This window comes from Anabaena cylindrica UHCC 0172 (assembly GCF_034931625.1).
Lineage (GTDB): Bacteria > Cyanobacteriota > Cyanobacteriia > Cyanobacteriales > Nostocaceae > Anabaena > Anabaena cylindrica_A.
In genome coordinates this window covers 1-16,027 of the sequence record NZ_JAYGGY010000131.1, presented here as the reverse complement: position 1 = coordinate 16,027, position 16,027 = coordinate 1, and the positions used below count along the sequence as shown (strand labels likewise).

Below are 16,027 nucleotides of genomic sequence, written 5' to 3'. Positions count from 1 at the left end.
TGGTAATTGGTAATTGGTAATTGGTAATTGGTAATTGGTAATTGGTAATTGGTGAAAAATAAATATTTCCTCATCTTTCCCAGTCTCCAGTCCCCAGTCCCCAGTCCCCAGTCTCCAGTCCCCAGTCCCCAGTCCCCAGTCCCCAGTCCCCAGTCCCCAGTCCCCAATCCCCAGTCCCCAGTCCCCAGTCCCCAGTCCCCAGTCCCCATTACCAAAACCATGAAATATTCCCTTGCTGCAAATGCTGCTCAAGCACGTCAGACAAAACAGCGATTTGCTCAACCAGAAGAACAATTATCTTATGAATTGGGTAAAGCTGTACAAGAATTACCACCACTTTATACAAGATTATTAGCCGGAACAATTAGCATCGTTATATTTGGGGCAATTTCCTGGGCGCATTTTTCCGAAATTGATGAAGTAGCTACAGCACCAGGAGAGTTAATTGCATCTACTCAAATCAGACCTGTGACATCTTTGGGTAATGGTTCTATTTTAGCCGTAAAGGTGAAAGAAGGCGATCGCGTTACCAAAGATCAAATTTTAATTGAACGTGACCCCAATTTACAACAAACAGATGTGAATCGCTTGGCTAAAGCTAGTAAATTAATTGAGGAAGACTTACAGCGTTTACAAGCAGAACGGACTGGAGGAAAAACTGCGGGAACAAAACTACAAGATGAATTGTTGAACTCGCGTTTATCCGATTACAAAGCTAAACAAGCAGCCGCAGAAGCAGAAGCACAACGCCAACGTTCGATTATCAATCAAGCAAAAGTCCGGTTGACTCGGTTACAAGAAAATTTAGCCAGCGCTAAAACCAGTGTTATTAATGCTCAAACTAATATAGTTAATGCTGAAAATATCCGTGTTAAAGTTGAAAATAATTTAAGTATCGCTCAACAAAGAGAAAAAAATCTCCGCATTTTATTAAACCCTGGTGCAGTTCCCAGAGTTGATTATTTAGAAGCGCAGGAAAGATTAAATCGTGCCAATACAGAAATTATTAGAAGTGCAGATGAAGTAACTAACGCCAAAAACAGATTAACAGAAGCAAAAGATAAAGTTTCATCGTTAGAACAAGATATTGCTGCTCAAAGTCAAGAAATTAAACAGGTTGAACAAGCGTATCAATCGGCACTTAATCAAGTTTTACGTTTATCTTCAGAAAGACAAAGTGAAATTTTAACCCAGATCAATAAACGCAAAGAAGAATTAACCAATGTTGCCGGTCAATTAGAACAAGCGAGAAAGCAAAAAGATGGAGAAACTATTAAAGCACCTGTAGCAGGGACAATTTATAAAATTAAAGCTACGAAAGGACCTGTACAATCTGGTGAAGAATTGCTTTCAATTGTTCCAGAAGGAGAAGAAATGCTATTAGAGGTGAAAGTCCTCAATCGTGATATTGGTTTTATTCGTCAGGGAATGACAGCAAAAGTCAAATTAGCAACTTTTCCTTTTCAAGAATTTGGAGTTGTTGATGGTGAAGTTATGCAAATTAGTCCCAATGCGGTTGTTGATAAGGATTTAGGATTAATTTTTCCGACTCAAATTAAGTTGAGTAAACACTCAATCAATTTCCGGGGACAAGATGTGGAATTTACGCCCGGCATGACTGCAAATGCAGAAATTGTCACTCGTAAAAAATCAGTTTTGACGTTTATTGTTGAACCAATTACCCGCAGGTTTAGTGAAGCTTTTTCTGTGAGGTAATTAGAGTATATATGATTTTAGTTACCTAGTTTTGTCAGGTAATAAGTTACTGGTAAACGGTAATGGTATACAAGTAGTGATTTTAGAGTCTGTAAGCTTTGATATTTCGTTCTAATTTCACTACATATTTATCATTACCAGAAAATTTCCTTTTGCCTAAAGTAATGGAAAAAAATTATCATATTGGGCTATTGTAAATGTACCTGATACGTTTAATCACTTCATCACCAGTAAGGAAACCCTGCATTGTTTAAGCGATCGCCTTTAACCCATCCTATTTTTTTTAAATCTTCCCACAGCCATTGATATACTCGTTCAGTTACAGGGTTAGTCCCTAGCCATGTAAATCGAGTAAATGGAGTTCGTTTGAATCTTTGAGGAAATAGAGCAGTTTGGGGAAATGAAAAAGGTAGAGAACTTTCGTTTTCAATTAATTTAAAATCTACATAACTTTTTTGATTTTTAGATAAGGATTCCCAATGCCAACTCATACTAATTGAATCAGCATAATTTTTAGGTGGAACAATATAACCAACAAGTCGAGCAGGTAAAATTGATGCTAACTTTAATTTTGGAACAAGTTTGATAAATAAAGAATTAACTAATTGCTCATAACTTTCAATTGATTGCTGAAAAATATATGCTGTATAATTTAACAAATTTTCATGAGAAATATTAGAGCTAATTTTATAAATTTGAACATAAGGAGAAAAACTTAAATGAGTTTGACCTTTATCACTACAAGCTTCTATCTCAATTCTTAACTGGTTTAAACAGTGTTGCCTCATTGATGAAAATTGGTTTTGATTAACTTTAGATAGACAGTTTTCAATCTCGTCTAAAGCAATTGGCTCATAATATTTACTTGAGCAGGAGTTTATTAGATGTTTACGAGTTAAATAAATAGCCGCGTACCAAGCAGCTTCAAGAGAAAGATATCCTGATGAAACAGGAAGCGAACGTTCTTGTAACAATTTTGATAATTTCTCAATAATATCATTAAAAGTATACTGCCAAGCTGTAGATACATTAGGTTTGATAAATGATGATTTAAAATGATTCCAACCTAATTCAAAAAGTGCATTTACATCTAAATAACTAACAGTATAATTAGAATCAGACATTTTGATAGCTTCTGAAGGTAATTCAACAATGTTCTCTTGAATATCATTTCCAAAATACCAACCTGTTACAAGGCAAAATAGATTTGGATGATCTATTAATATTTGTTCAAATATAATAGCATCAAAATCAGGTAACTTATTAATGAGATCATCTCTGAAACTTATGCTATTTTTTTCAACCAAAGCAATACCTAAAACTGGTAAATTACCATCTACTGTAAGAGGCATTAATAATTTAGCTAATTTATCTAGTCCATTACACCAAGATTGACTGGCTATATAAACTTGCTTTCCCCATTCTAATGCTGATAATGGTGAAGTTGGAGGAAAGTTCCAATTTAATAATCCTTTTTGTAAAATTTCGGTAATACAGATAGTATTTTTAGTTGCAATATACCCAATTTTTAAAGCTACTGCTTCCATTAAATTAGTCTGTGTTAATTCAACTAATTTACTTTGAAAAAACTCTCTAATTAATTCATGGAGTTTATAAGTTTCTTTTCCTTCACGTTGCAGTAAATGTAGATATACTAGAAATTCATCTCTAGCTTCTTCTAAATTTTCTGGATCTTGCTCAGGAAAACACTGCTCTATCAACTGCCAAGAAATAGGTACTAAATCAAATATACACAAAAATAAACTTAACTCCTTGGCTGTAGAATTTAATTCTTGCCAACTCAAATCAAAAGCAGCCGCGACTCCCAATTCATACCTCATATCTGAAGTTAAATTTTCTGATTTTTGTAATGCTTGTTGCTTCAGACCTTTTGCTTCTAAACGTTCTAACATTTCTGCCAGGGATAAATATGGTTTACGTTCCAGGTAGCGTCCTACTAACTCCAAGCCTAATGGTAAGCAACCTAAAAATTGACAGATTTTTTTAGCAATACTGTATTCATTTTGTATTCTTTCTTTAGTAATAAATGACTCTAATAAAATAATGGCTGTATCTAGTTCTAATACTTTTAACTCTATCCTTTGATTAGACTGTAATAATTGTAATTGTGTAGTTATCAACACTCGAAAATGAGGATTTACTGAAGGAAGATAAGATTTAATATGTCCATAGTTATTAACATCATCTAGTACAATTAAAACATTCCCCTCGTGCCAATTTTGCCAACACCAACTTACTTGATTATCTAAACCTTTAATATGTTCAGGAATCTTTAAACCTAAATTGTTTTGAGCAAAATTAACAATTTGTTCACCGATATTCTCATCTCTTGCTCGTAACCAACAAACGCCACCAGGATATGTCCCTTGTTCCCAATAATGTGAGGCATATTGCAAGGCTAATTCTGTTTTACCTACACCACCCATACCAGCAATAGCGGTAATTGCAACTCGTTCTCTTTGTTGTAATTTCTGGTGCAAGTCTGTTAGTGCTGCTTCTCTACCAACAAATTTAATTACACTACTGCGGGGAATATTTTGGGGAGTAATTGACTTTGTGAACGGATTTTCACTATGTTTATCACCATCCCAAGTTTGATAAAAATAATATGTTGGTAATTGTTGTTTATCTAAATTTGCAAATTTTTGTTTAATATGATTTACAACGTTCAACATATTTGGAGGCCAAATATCTGGCGGTTCTTGTTCTAAAGCTTCTCTCACAGCTTGGGAACAATACCCCGATTTAGCTTTTTCTCCTTCCTTGGTAGCTAGTAATATAAATTGTTGACTTTCTGTTCTTGGTCTGCCACTAGAAAAAGTTCTCCCACCTAAATTTGTTGGTCTTCCCTCAGATTCTAAAACATAATTGGCACAAGCATCAATAATAACAACATGATGGCGAATTGCAAAAGTATGGGAATTTAAAAATAGCAATAAAGAATTTAAATCAATATTCTGCCAATTCTTTTTACTACTATCAGCACACAATAACCGCCGTTCTCTTTCTGAAGTAATTAAACCATGCCCAGCCCAAAATATATAAAGCAAATCTCCAGGTTTTTGTGATAAAAAATCTGTGATGATAGAAAAAATATTTGCTTCTGTTGCTGCTTCTATCTCTAAATCTGCTTGCGAAAATAAATCCTGATGTGCTTCTAAATAAGACAAACACAAGCGAATATTTGCTTTTGGTACTTCTCTGTGAATTAGCCAATGAGCAAATTTCAGCGCGTCCGTTGCTGGGGCTGTGACATTCCAAGCTTTTTCTTGATATTTCTCTATGCCAACAACTAAAGCATAAGTCCGCTCTGGTTTAGCGGTAAAATTGATCATGGTAGTCTAGAAATTATCGCTTTCCAAGTTGCGTTGTTTGTCCAATATGCACCATGTGCTTGGGGAAATGGTTGTTTATTATCTACCTGCACATCTTGCACTTGATTCGGGAAAACATTAGCACCAATATAACTGAGAAAATCCCGTAAATCATAGATATTCAACCACTGTGGGAAATGTGCGGGTAAAGGTTGACCAAATTCTAAACTGGGTAAAGCGTTAATTTCATATAAAAACGGCGCTTGAGAACCAACTGTAACTAATAATTCCACTGCGGGTAGTTGTTCTTTCACCAGCAAGTCAACACAAGCAATACCGCCTAAACTATGACAGAGTAAAACTACTGGTGGTTCAGCGTTGGCTATTGTTTCCTGAATAAAAGCGCGAATTTTTTCACCCCTGGCTTGATATAGCAAAATATCCCCAGGCATAGGCGATACTGAATTGGTAATTGCACCACGTCGGCGTTTTACCCAATTAGTACCAAATGGTTGTGCAAGTTGGGCAATTTTTTGTAATGTCCAGTTCCCTAACCCTAATTCTGGTTCTGTCAAAGTCAGATTTAGGCTTTCAACTAACTTATCTCGCAAATCTGCATCAGTGAGTATTAGCGGATAGTTGTCTGCTTCCTGACTGTCAAACATTGCCTGAGCAATTATCGCCCTTGATATCGCTAAACACAAATCATACAGGGAATCTGCTGCTGTGAGTAAGGCTGTGTTGTAGGGTTCACTGTGAGTAACTTTTGCTAAAGCTTCTGCAAATTCCTCACTAATACCCGCTGTTGCTAATTGTGCTTTTAGTTCTGGTGTGGGATTGTAGCTTGTTAAAACTGATTGTATGCGATCGCTCGGCTGTTCCCCAAAAGGGTTGATACTCCCTTCCACTGGCTTGAATGACAACACCCGCAATTCATACAAAGGATCACGGTACAATTGTTGCCAAAGGATAATTTCTGCGTCTTCTTCTTCGTCACCTAACGCTAGTGTTGCATCATACAGGGGAATAGATGCACCTTGAGCATTTAACTTTATCCCCAAAGTTTCACCCCATAAACACGGCAGCACTGTTAAATCAGCACGTTGGCTAAGTAGCTTTTGCTCAATTAACTTCAATGTTTTGTTATATTCTGTCTCTCTTACCCCTGTGCCATGAATAAATATTACGGTTGTCATTAGTAAATTCACACTCTCCACGAGAAATTACCCTGATATCAAATCTAAAAATTTATTTGTAGATATTTTTGTATTTAGTAGTCTCTAATAACTCTAACCAAGGCAGGTATTAAACAATGGTACGCTTAAAAATCTGGCAATGGATCATTATAGTTTTACCAATTGCGTTGATTATCTCATTCCTACTCATAGCCGCAGGAATGCAAATTCACATTTGGGGATTAAGTTGGATTTGGGGTGTATTTACTATTGTGTTTGTCGGTTGGCGTTGGTTGCTAGTACGCTGGACTAAACCGGCTGTTAATCAGATTGAAGCTGTTTTTGCAGAGATGCGGGAAGAATTGGCATCTGATACCACTAATAATAATCTAAATGTGTCAACAACAAGAGACAACACCCAACAAGCAGAAGCAGAATTACAAAAAATTCTCACCGCAGCACAAAATGATTCTCTGATTTGGGAAGACTGGCAAAGCTTTTGGCAAAGGTGTCAAGATTTAGTAGTAGCGATCGCACACATTTACAATCCTGAAGTAAAATATCCCCTATTAAACATCTACATTCCCCAAGTATACGGTTTGATTCGCGGCACCGTAGATGATATGGATCAATGGATGCAAAAATTATCCCCTGTTCTCAATCAAGTTACCGTCGGACAGGCTTACCAAGCATACCAAATCTACCGCAGGTTAGAACCATCAGCCCGTAAATTCTGGCAAGCTTGGAATTGGGCGCAGTGGGCATTAAATCCAGTTGCAGCAGTCGCAAAACTTGCCAGTCAAGGTACAAGTAACCGTGCTTCTCAAGAACTGCTGATAAATTTGAGCCAATTATTACGAGAAGCAGCTTTGCGAAATTTATGCAAACAAGCGATCGCACTCTACGCCGGGACTACAATTGAATTATCCACCCCCACTCTATCCCCAGACAAAACCCAAACCCTGCGCGACATCCTCACCCAAGCAGAACCCCCAGAAATAGTCGCCCAAAAACCCGTTAATATTCTCCTCGTAGGACGCACAGGTGCAGGTAAAAGCAGTTTAATTAATACACTCTTTCAAGCTGAACTTGCAGCAGTTGATGTATTACCCAGTACCGATAAAATTCAGAATTACCACTGGGAAACCTCAAGCGGTGAAACCCTCAACCTCTTGGATACTCCCGGTTATGAACAAGTAAAACGCGATGATTTGCGGGATGTAGTTCTTGATTATGCCAGTAATGCCGACTTACTATTATTAATCACCCCCGCACTTGATCCCGCCTTACAGATGGATGTAGACTTTTTAGAAGAGATAAAAGCCGAAGTCGCAGATTTACCCATCATTACCATTGTTACCCAAGTAGATCGTTTGCGTCCTATCCGAGAATGGCAACCCCCATACAATTGGGAAACCGGAAAAAAGCCAAAAGAAATCTCCATTCGAGAAGCCACGGAATATCGAAAACAACTATTAGGGAATTCCTCTAATTTAGTTTTACCAATCGTTACCAATGATATAAAAAGCGATCGCACCGCTTGGGGGATAGAAGAGTTATCTTGGGGATTAGTAGAAGCCATCTCTCCCGCAAAACAATTACGTCTTACCCGCTTTTTGCGTAACCTAGAAACCCGCATCCTAGCAGCAGCGAAAATCATCGACCATTATACCTTTCAAATGGCTACAACTCAAGGACTAACCACACTTCTGAAAAGTCCTGTTTTACAATTTATTTCCACTCTATCAACAGGTACTCCTACCCTTGCCTATCTCCTCGCAGAACAAATTCCCGTCGAACAATTACCCATAGTGATTGGTAAATTACAAATGGCTTATGAACTATTTCCTCTGTTAAATACAGATAATTCCAAATCACGTAACTTTGATTTACTATCCCTATGGCCATTGTTATTAGAAAATTCTACCACCCCAGATCGTAACGCCTGGGCATTTGGTCATGCTTTAATAGAGTATTGGACTCAGAATTTAACAATTGAACAACTACGAGAACGATTTGATTATTATACTGCCAACGGGTGAAATCTGGACTTATGTCATACTGTTCGCGTAGCGTGGCGTTAGCCATACGTAACGTAGTGCAGCGTTCAGAATGACACTTTTAAACCGTTTGCAGTATATCTTCAGTAGTTACGGAGAGGAAATAGGGAAAAGGAAAAAAGGGATATAAATAAATTTGTTTAGAATGAAGATGTCTTGTTCCCATACTCTGTATGGGAATGCCTTATTTAAGGCTCTGCCTTATTTAATCTTAATAAAGTCTACATATAAAAAACCACCCTCATCTGTATTCAGAGAGAGTAGTTTTAACTAATACTAAAATTCATAATATTAGTCATCTTCTAACTCAAGTTGTGCCACCGTCACCGCATTAAATGCAAAAGCAAAAACTAACGGCATAGGACATCTTAAAACAAATGTATAAATAATAGCTAAAATGCTAATGACCACAGCGGACATCGACCATAACATTTCCTGATTTGTGAGTCCATTCTCTTCTTTAATAACTCTCAAAACATGAACTGGAATAGGTTCTGGCATTACTCCTCCAGGAGGAAACGCCCAAAAATTATCTCGACGTTCGATAAATAAATCTGTCCAGCCATTTTCCATACACCATGCTTCAATCCATTGAATAGAGTAATGATTATTCATCATAGGGGTAATACTTCCAGGGTTCAATTTGATTAGTTAGTGAATATAGATTTATCGACGATTCCTGACAAGCTAACAAATGCTTATAAGATTAACGCTAATTCCATAATCGTAAAATTGAGTTCAGCACTTGAGGCATATATATAAATCATGCTCACAGATTGCTTCCCTTAATTAGAACAATAACAGCATCAACCGACGGTTTCCAGCAAACGATAATAAACTTTACCATGTAAATGAATGTAAATAAATTAGTGAGTCACTGCTAAATTCTTAAGTAATTCTAAAACCAATAAATATATAACTTAACATATAACTTAACTATTATATTGATGTGGAGATTTAGTATTACTAAAACCCTACTTGTAGGAGTCAGGAGAAAGAAGGAAGAAGGAAGAAGAATGTTTTTCTCTTCTGTTCCCTTCTATATCAAATATTCTGTATCCTGAATCCTTACGGGAAAGGGTAATAGGGGAATTATATTTCATCCTGGTTTCACTCTGCTGATCTCAAAAATACCGATTTTCAACAGTTTTTAGCTGTATTTGCATTATTTTAATTATTGCCATAATGAAAAATTAAACCCTAGATTGACATCAGTCTAAAGTTAGAATTTCGCTGATATTTAGCTGAAAGTTTGAGCAATTTATGACAAATCTTTCAACAAAAGCAGCAACCCACGCCAACAGAATGCGATAAGCTGAAATAAATTAAACACTTTTTTTGGTTATTAAATATGTATTTACGGCAAGGATTAGCATTACTTTTAGGAATTATAATCTGGTGTGTGGCATCTCCAGCACTAGCAGTAGACTGGACTCACCCCTTATCATTTAGCAATGCAGAATTAGGAAGACACGATTTTTCGAGACAAAGTTTGCAAGCTGCGGAGTTTTCTAACGCTAATTTAGAACTGACTAATTTTACAGGTGCTGACTTACGGGGAGCAGTTTTCAGTGCTTCAGTGATGACTAAAGCAAATTTACATGGAGCAGATTTAACGAATGCAATGGTTGATCAGGTAAAATTAACCGGGGCTGATTTAAGTGATGCTATTTTATTAGAAGCTCTTTTACTGCGTTCCATTTTTACTGATGTTAATATTGCAGGTGCAGATTTCACTGATGCAATTTTGGATAAAGCGCAAATAAAAGAGCTATGTCAAAAAGCCAGTGGTGTAAATTCCCAAACTGGTGTTGAAACTCGTGATTCTCTAGGATGCTGATGCAACGTGTTGGTATAATTGGTGGCGGACAACTTGCCTGGATGATGGGAGATGCAGCAAAGAAACTAGGAGTAGAATTAGTAATACAAACTCCTAGTCAAGATGATCCCGCTGTATCTATTGCTCAAGAAACTGTTTTTGCGGCAGTTGATGATGCAGCAGCTACGGAAATTTTAGCTGCAAAGTGTGATGTGATCACCTTTGAAAATGAGTTTGTGAATTTAAATGCTTTGTCTTTTTTAGAGAAACAAGGTGTTTGTTTCCGTCCCAGATTAGCAGCTTTATCGCCGCTATTAGATAAATATGATCAACGTTGCTATTTACGGGATTTAGGTTTACCTGTTCCTCAGTTTTTTGCTTTAGAAAAGCCTGAAGATATTCAATCTAAAAAAGAATATTTGAGTTTTCCCATTGTTCTCAAAGCTAGACGACATGGTTATGATGGACAAGGGACTTTTATTATTCATGATTTAGCTGCTTTGTCAACAGTAGTAAATCAAAATAATACACGGTTTTTAGTAGAAGAATTTGTTCCCTTTACCAGAGAATTAGCTATAATTGCGGCGCGTTCTGTGAATGGGGAAATTGTCACATATCCAGTTGTAGAAACCCAACAAGAAGAACAGGTTTGTCGTCGGGTAATTGCACCAGCGGATATTACACCCCAACAAGAGGAAGAAATTCAAGCGATCGCGCATACACTATTAAATAACCTCCAAGCTGTAGGCATATTTGGTATCGAGCTATTTATCACCGCTAATGGCAAAATACTAGTAAATGAAATTGCCCCCCGTACCCATAACTCTGGGCATTTTTCCTTAGATGCTTGTAAAATTTCCCAATTTGAACAACACCTGAGAGCCGTTTGTGGTTTACCTTTGGTTCATCCAAATTTACATTGTGCTAGTGCCATTATGGTTAACCTGCTAGGGTATGAAAGTTCACATAGCGATTATCAAAACCAACGCCAAAAACTAGCAGATATTCCCCAAGCTTACCTGCACTGGTACGGGAAAACAGCATCTCGTCCAGGACGTAAACTGGGACATATCACCGTTTTGTTAGAACAGCAAAACCCAGATGCCATCAAGGCTATCATCAATACCATAGAATCTATCTGGTATCCCCAATAAAAATTTTCTCCAACTTTTGCATATTCAACACACAAACTGATTTTGAAAGTTATAATGAACTAGTTGCACTACGACGTTGGTGACTGCCCCCAAGTTTTTTGATCTATGTCTTTAAAGAAAAGGGAGCAAAAGAGTTCTTGTGGCAGTATACCGGGCTTGTACCCGGAAACTTTAAACGAGAAACAGCCGTTCCCCCCTGGTTTAACCAGGTCATAAACTTAGGCAAGACGGCGTTGCGGTGAACTCAAAATTTTAGCTCCCAGGTTGTTGTAACTTGGGGGTTTTAATTATTTAAAAACCTTGTATGCGCTAGACTTGATGATGGGATTTCTAGAAAAATTACGGTGAAAGCCTGTAAATATTTTAACTATTTTTAGAAAAGCAAGTCAATTTTAAATCACCAACTCAGGACTCAGCACTACTGAAAACAGTCTATTTATCCATTGAGGACTTACGCATTGACAGAATCCACTAAAAATGGTGTATGCGTTGTCTTATGGTCTTGTATGGTGTGTCAGACTCAATAATTTGGCAAAAATTAACAGGCTTTAATACATATCACGCTAAATTTGTACAGTGTGTAAATCCTACAATTTATCAATTTATTTATTTTATTGAGTCCAAAAATCTGTATAATTTGATTCTAATTGGAGTAAAATTCAGAGTTAAGATAGCGAAATTGGGCGAAATTGTGGTTGAAGCTACAAAAAATTGACAAAATACCTAACTAAAACAGTGTTTCCAGCTTCGGTTCTTCACCTAGACAATGGTTTGACTTTTATTCATCAGGAAATTCCTACTACCCCTGTAGTTGTGTCTGATGTTTGGGTTCGTGCTGGAGCCACTTTGGAGCCTGAACCTTGGTTCGGAATGGCTCACTTTTTAGAACACATGATTTTTAAAGGTACAGCCACCTTACCCCCTGGGGAGTTTGATTATAACATCGAAAAAATGGGTGGTGTGAGTAAGGCCGCGACAAGTCATGATTATGCCCATTACTCTTTGACCACAGCTACCTCTTACTTAGCCGACACCTTACCCCACTTAAGTGAACTTCTACTAAATGCGTCCATTCCCGACGATGAATTTGTTCGAGAACGGGATGTAGTTCTAGAGGAAATTCGCTCTTGCGCTGATGACCCTGATTGGATAGGATTTGAATCGCTGCTCAAAAACGTCTATCCACACCATCCCTATGGACGTTCTGTGTTAGGTACTGAGCAAGAACTGATGCAGCATTCACCAGAAGCAATGCGCTGTTTTCATCGTTCTCACTACCAACCGGAAAATATGACGGTGGTAATTGTAGGGGGAATTGCTCAAGAACCAGCTTGGGAACTTGTAAATCGCAACTTTTCAGATTTTAGTGGTGGCTCTAATTGTCCTCCATCTCAGGAAATAATACAACCAATAATTACAGGAATTCGCCGTCAAGAGTTGATTTTACCAAGGCTAGAGCAAGCTAGGTTAATGATGGCTTGGATAGCACCTGGGGTAGAACAACTCCGTACAAATCATGGTTTAGAATTTCTTTCGGTGTTACTAGCAGAAGGAAGAACTTCTCGCTTAGTTCATGATTTACGGGAAGAAAAGCAATTGGTACAGGCAATTTGCAGTAATTTTTCTCTGCAACGGGAATCAAGTTTATTGACAATTACTGCTTGGTTAGATCCAGAATATTTGGAGCGCGTGGAGTCTTTAATTTGTAATCATTTGTATGACTTGCAAACTATAGGTATTAGTGAACAAGAAGTTAACCGCATCTGTAGATCATTGTGTAATGAATATGCTTTTTCTACAGAAGCGCCTAATCAGCTTTCTTCACTCTATGGTTATTACAATACCATTGCCAAAGCTGAATTAGCTGTTACTTATCCCCAGACAATTCAATCCTTTGATGCTCAAGAACTACAACAACTAGCACGACAGTACCTTTCACTACAGAATTACGCGGTTACTGTTATTAAACCCTATTAGTCATTAATCACTTAGTCATGAGCTAAAAGTTTGTGACTTTTGATTAATGACCATTAACCATCAACCTTTTGACTAAATAATGCAAACTATAAATAATTCTAACTCCTCTATCCATCGCACCGTATTACCTAATGGCATTGTTGTTTTAGTAGCAGAAAATCAAGCTGCGGATATTATTGCCGGACGGATTTTTGTGCGTGCTGGTAGTTGTTACGAAAGCAGAGAGCAATCTGGGTTAGCACATTTGTTATCAGCAGTGATGACTAAGGGGTGTGATGGTTTATCTAGTTTAGAAATTGCCGAAAAAGTTGAGTCTGTAGGGGCAAGTTTAAGTACAGATGCGGGTACGGATTATTTCTTACTATCGTTAAAAACGGTGAGTGCGGATTTTGCAGAAATTTTAGCATTGTCGGGGTTGTTATTGCGATCGCCCACATTTCCCGAAGCCCAAGTCGAACTAGAACGCCGGTTAGCATTACAAGATATTCGCTCTCAAAAAGAACAACCTTTTAGCCTCGCTTTTGAGCAAATACGGCAAGCAATGTACCAAGAGCATCCATACTCCATGTCAGTTCTAGGACATGAAACAACTCTGAATAGTCTCACCCGCTCAGACTTGGTACAGTTTCACCAAACTCACTTTCGTCCAGATAATGTGGTAATTAGTATTGCTGGACGCATTACACCCTCAGTAGCACTAGAGTTAGTCACAGCAGTCTTTGGTGATTGGCTCCCCCCGTCCCAACCACGCCACATACTGGACTTACCAGGAATTTCTGTCACACCAAAATCTTGCCTCAAACCCTTAAATACACAGCAATCAATCGTCATGTTAGGTTATATGGGGCCATCAGTGAGCGCTCCAGGATATGCTGCCCTCAAATTACTGTCTACCTACCTGGGAAATGGTCTTTCTAGCCGCTTGTTTGTGGAATTACGGGAAAAGCGGGGTTTAGCCTACGAAGTCTCTGCCATATACTCCACACGCCTATTTCCAGCCTCATTTATCGTTTATATGGGGACTGCACCCGAAAATACTGGTGTTGCCCTCCAAGGACTACGCCAAGAAGTAGAACTACTCTGCACCACTGAACTATCCGCAGATGCACTACAAACAGCTAAAAATAAAATACTCGGTCAGTATGCATTGGGTAAGCAAACCAACGGACAAATTGCTCAAATATATGGCTGGTACGAAATTCTCGGCTTAGGAATAGGATTTGATCAAGAATTTGCCGAAATGATTAACAAAGTCACGGCTAAGTTAGCGATGACAGCGGCTAAACAGTATTTACAGGAACCATATTTGTCTTTAGTCGGTCAAGAAGAGGCAATTAAATCAGTGACTTAGCGGGCTATGGGAAATATCTTCACTGTGCGATCGCATAGCTGTAAAATCAACAACAGAATATTGCAAGTAAATTTTATGAACGGCAGTCAGATAGCAAGCCCTAACTACTCGAAACCAAATAATTGGTATTACTTGTTTTTGTGTACCGCAATACCTATACTGATTGGTTCCTCTGCCATGAGAGCGATCGCCAAGAGCAACTTAGGAATCGCAGTACCAGTAAAAATTGCCCAATTAAGCACAAACACTATTAACCGTCCCACCCTCAAACTTGGTAGCCAAGGTGAACGAGTCTCTGAACTCCAAGCAGCACTCAAACTTTTAGGCTTTTACACAGGTGCAATAGATGGCATTTATCAAGCAGGGACAGCCAGCGCTGTTTCCCAGTTTAAACAAGCAGCTGGCTTAAATCCAGATGGAATTGTCGATACTATCACCTGGCAAAAACTTTTTCCTAATGTATCCACCGTTGCTGCCAATATCCCCTTAGCCCCTACCCAACCTACCTCAGTCAATAGTTTTACAGTTCCTACCCAAGCCTATAGAATCCCCAAAGTTAGCAACACATCTATACCCAAACCAACGCCGCCAAAACCAACTACAATTGCCCGAAATAATCCCAATACAGCCTTTCAAGCAACTCCAATCAAACAACAAAATCCTAACATTCAATACACCGCAGAAGGATGGCCGATTTTGCGTTTAGGTAACAGTGGTTCAGAAGTGGTAAAGTTGCAAAAACTACTCCAAAACCTGGGATTTTTGAAAGGTCGTATAGATGGAGACTTTGGTGTCACAACCGAAGCAGCAGTCAAAGCCGCTCAAACCCGCTATGGTTTACAACCAGATGGGATAGCTGGTGGCGCTACTTGGGAAGCTTGTGTGCGACGATTGCCCCGATAAACTGAGACTGAATCGAAAATGTCATTTAAACACAAATGAAATCGCTCCATCACCTCCCCTAACTAGATAATTTATTCTCCCCAACTACTGAACATTGATATGAAAAACTTTTTATTCACTTGGCTTGGTACTGCGATCGCATTATTAGTTACCGCTAGAATTGTGCCTGGATTCATTATCAAAACTTTTGTCGCTGCCCTGCTGGCCGCTATTGTCATCGGTTTAGTGAATGCCATTATCCGCCCAATTTTAGGTTTGTTAGCATTTCCCATTACCTTAATTACATTTGGTTTATTTACATTTGTCATCAACGCTTTAACTCTTTGGCTGGCAAGCGCTATCACTCCAGGTTCCGGTTTCGAGATTCAGGGTTTTGTACCTGCTTTTCTCGGTTCTATCGTGCTTTCCATTGTTTCTAGTCTCATTAGCTATTTTCTGAGAGCAGTTGATTGAATTGTGGATGTAGAGACAAGAATCCCTACTCAATACTGCTCGGTTAAGAATTTTTGTAGGTTGGGTTGAACGATAGTGAAACCC

The 16,027-nt window shown here is 38.2% G+C and carries 12 protein-coding genes and 1 other RNA gene; 9 read left to right on the top strand and 4 right to left on the bottom strand.

Going from position 1 to position 16,027, the window contains the following annotated elements:
• Positions 1–221, bottom strand: a 221-nt coding sequence (locus VB713_RS27075; RefSeq protein ID WP_323314580.1) for a hypothetical protein, incomplete at its 3' end; no start/stop codon positions are given.
• Between VB713_RS27075 and VB713_RS27070 the strand changes: the two genes are divergently transcribed.
• On the top strand, positions 220–1,716 hold the full coding sequence (locus VB713_RS27070) for an HlyD family efflux transporter periplasmic adaptor subunit (protein ID WP_323314579.1): 1,497 nt from the start codon (positions 220–222) through the stop codon (positions 1,714–1,716). The two genes, VB713_RS27075 and VB713_RS27070, sit on opposite strands and share 2 nt — an antisense overlap.
• Positions 1,717–1,940: 224 nt before the next feature.
• Here the strand turns inward: VB713_RS27070 and VB713_RS27065 are convergent, their stop codons facing one another.
• The gene (locus VB713_RS27065; protein ID WP_323314578.1) at positions 1,941–5,072 is read right to left on the bottom strand and encodes an NB-ARC domain-containing protein; all 3,132 of its coding nucleotides are present in this window, start codon (positions 5,070–5,072) and stop codon (positions 1,941–1,943) included.
• Entirely contained in the window at positions 5,069–6,247 is a 1,179-nt protein-coding gene (locus VB713_RS27060) for a hypothetical protein (protein WP_323314577.1), read from the bottom strand. Before VB713_RS27060 ends, VB713_RS27065 begins: the two co-directional genes overlap by 4 nt.
• A 116-nt stretch (positions 6,248–6,363) precedes the next feature.
• On the opposite strand from VB713_RS27060, the gene VB713_RS27055 reads away from it, so the two are divergent.
• A complete protein-coding gene (locus VB713_RS27055; RefSeq protein ID WP_323314576.1) occupies positions 6,364–8,268 on the top strand; it encodes a GTPase family protein in 1,905 nt (634 codons plus the stop codon).
• A 309-nt stretch (positions 8,269–8,577) separates the two neighbouring features.
• On the opposite strand, the gene VB713_RS27050 is transcribed toward VB713_RS27055, so the two are convergent.
• On the bottom strand, positions 8,578–8,901 hold the full coding sequence (locus VB713_RS27050; RefSeq protein ID WP_323314583.1) for a hypothetical protein: 324 nt from the start codon (positions 8,899–8,901) through the stop codon (positions 8,578–8,580).
• A 736-nt stretch (positions 8,902–9,637) separates the two neighbouring features.
• Here VB713_RS27050 and VB713_RS27045 point away from each other — a divergent pair.
• The 7 genes from VB713_RS27045 to VB713_RS27015 all read left to right on the top strand — a co-directional run bounded on the left by VB713_RS27045 (position 9,638) and on the right by VB713_RS27015 (position 15,943).
• Entirely contained in the window at positions 9,638–10,126 is a 489-nt protein-coding gene (locus tag VB713_RS27045) for a pentapeptide repeat-containing protein (protein ID WP_323314575.1), read from the top strand.
• A complete protein-coding gene (locus tag VB713_RS27040) occupies positions 10,126–11,259 on the top strand; it encodes a 5-(carboxyamino)imidazole ribonucleotide synthase (protein WP_323314574.1) in 1,134 nt (377 codons plus the stop codon). Before VB713_RS27045 ends, VB713_RS27040 begins: the two co-directional genes overlap by 1 nt.
• A 62-nt stretch (positions 11,260–11,321) precedes the next feature.
• Positions 11,322–11,505, top strand: a non-coding RNA gene (ssrS, locus tag VB713_RS27035) — 6S RNA.
• A gap of 489 nt (positions 11,506–11,994) precedes the next feature.
• Positions 11,995–13,236, top strand: coding sequence for a pitrilysin family protein (locus VB713_RS27030; protein ID WP_323314582.1), 1,242 nt, complete (start codon positions 11,995–11,997; stop codon positions 13,234–13,236).
• 79 nt (positions 13,237–13,315) lie between these two features.
• On the top strand, positions 13,316–14,587 hold the full coding sequence (locus VB713_RS27025; RefSeq protein WP_323314573.1) for a pitrilysin family protein: 1,272 nt from the start codon (positions 13,316–13,318) through the stop codon (positions 14,585–14,587).
• Positions 14,588–14,662: 75 nt separating this feature from the next.
• Positions 14,663–15,490: a peptidoglycan-binding domain-containing protein gene (locus tag VB713_RS27020; protein ID WP_323314581.1), complete on the top strand. Its 828-nt coding sequence runs from the start codon at positions 14,663–14,665 to the stop codon at positions 15,488–15,490.
• 99 nt (positions 15,491–15,589) lie between these two features.
• On the top strand, positions 15,590–15,943 hold the full coding sequence (locus VB713_RS27015) for a phage holin family protein (RefSeq protein ID WP_323314572.1): 354 nt from the start codon (positions 15,590–15,592) through the stop codon (positions 15,941–15,943).
• The last annotated feature ends 84 nt before the right edge of the window (positions 15,944–16,027 follow it).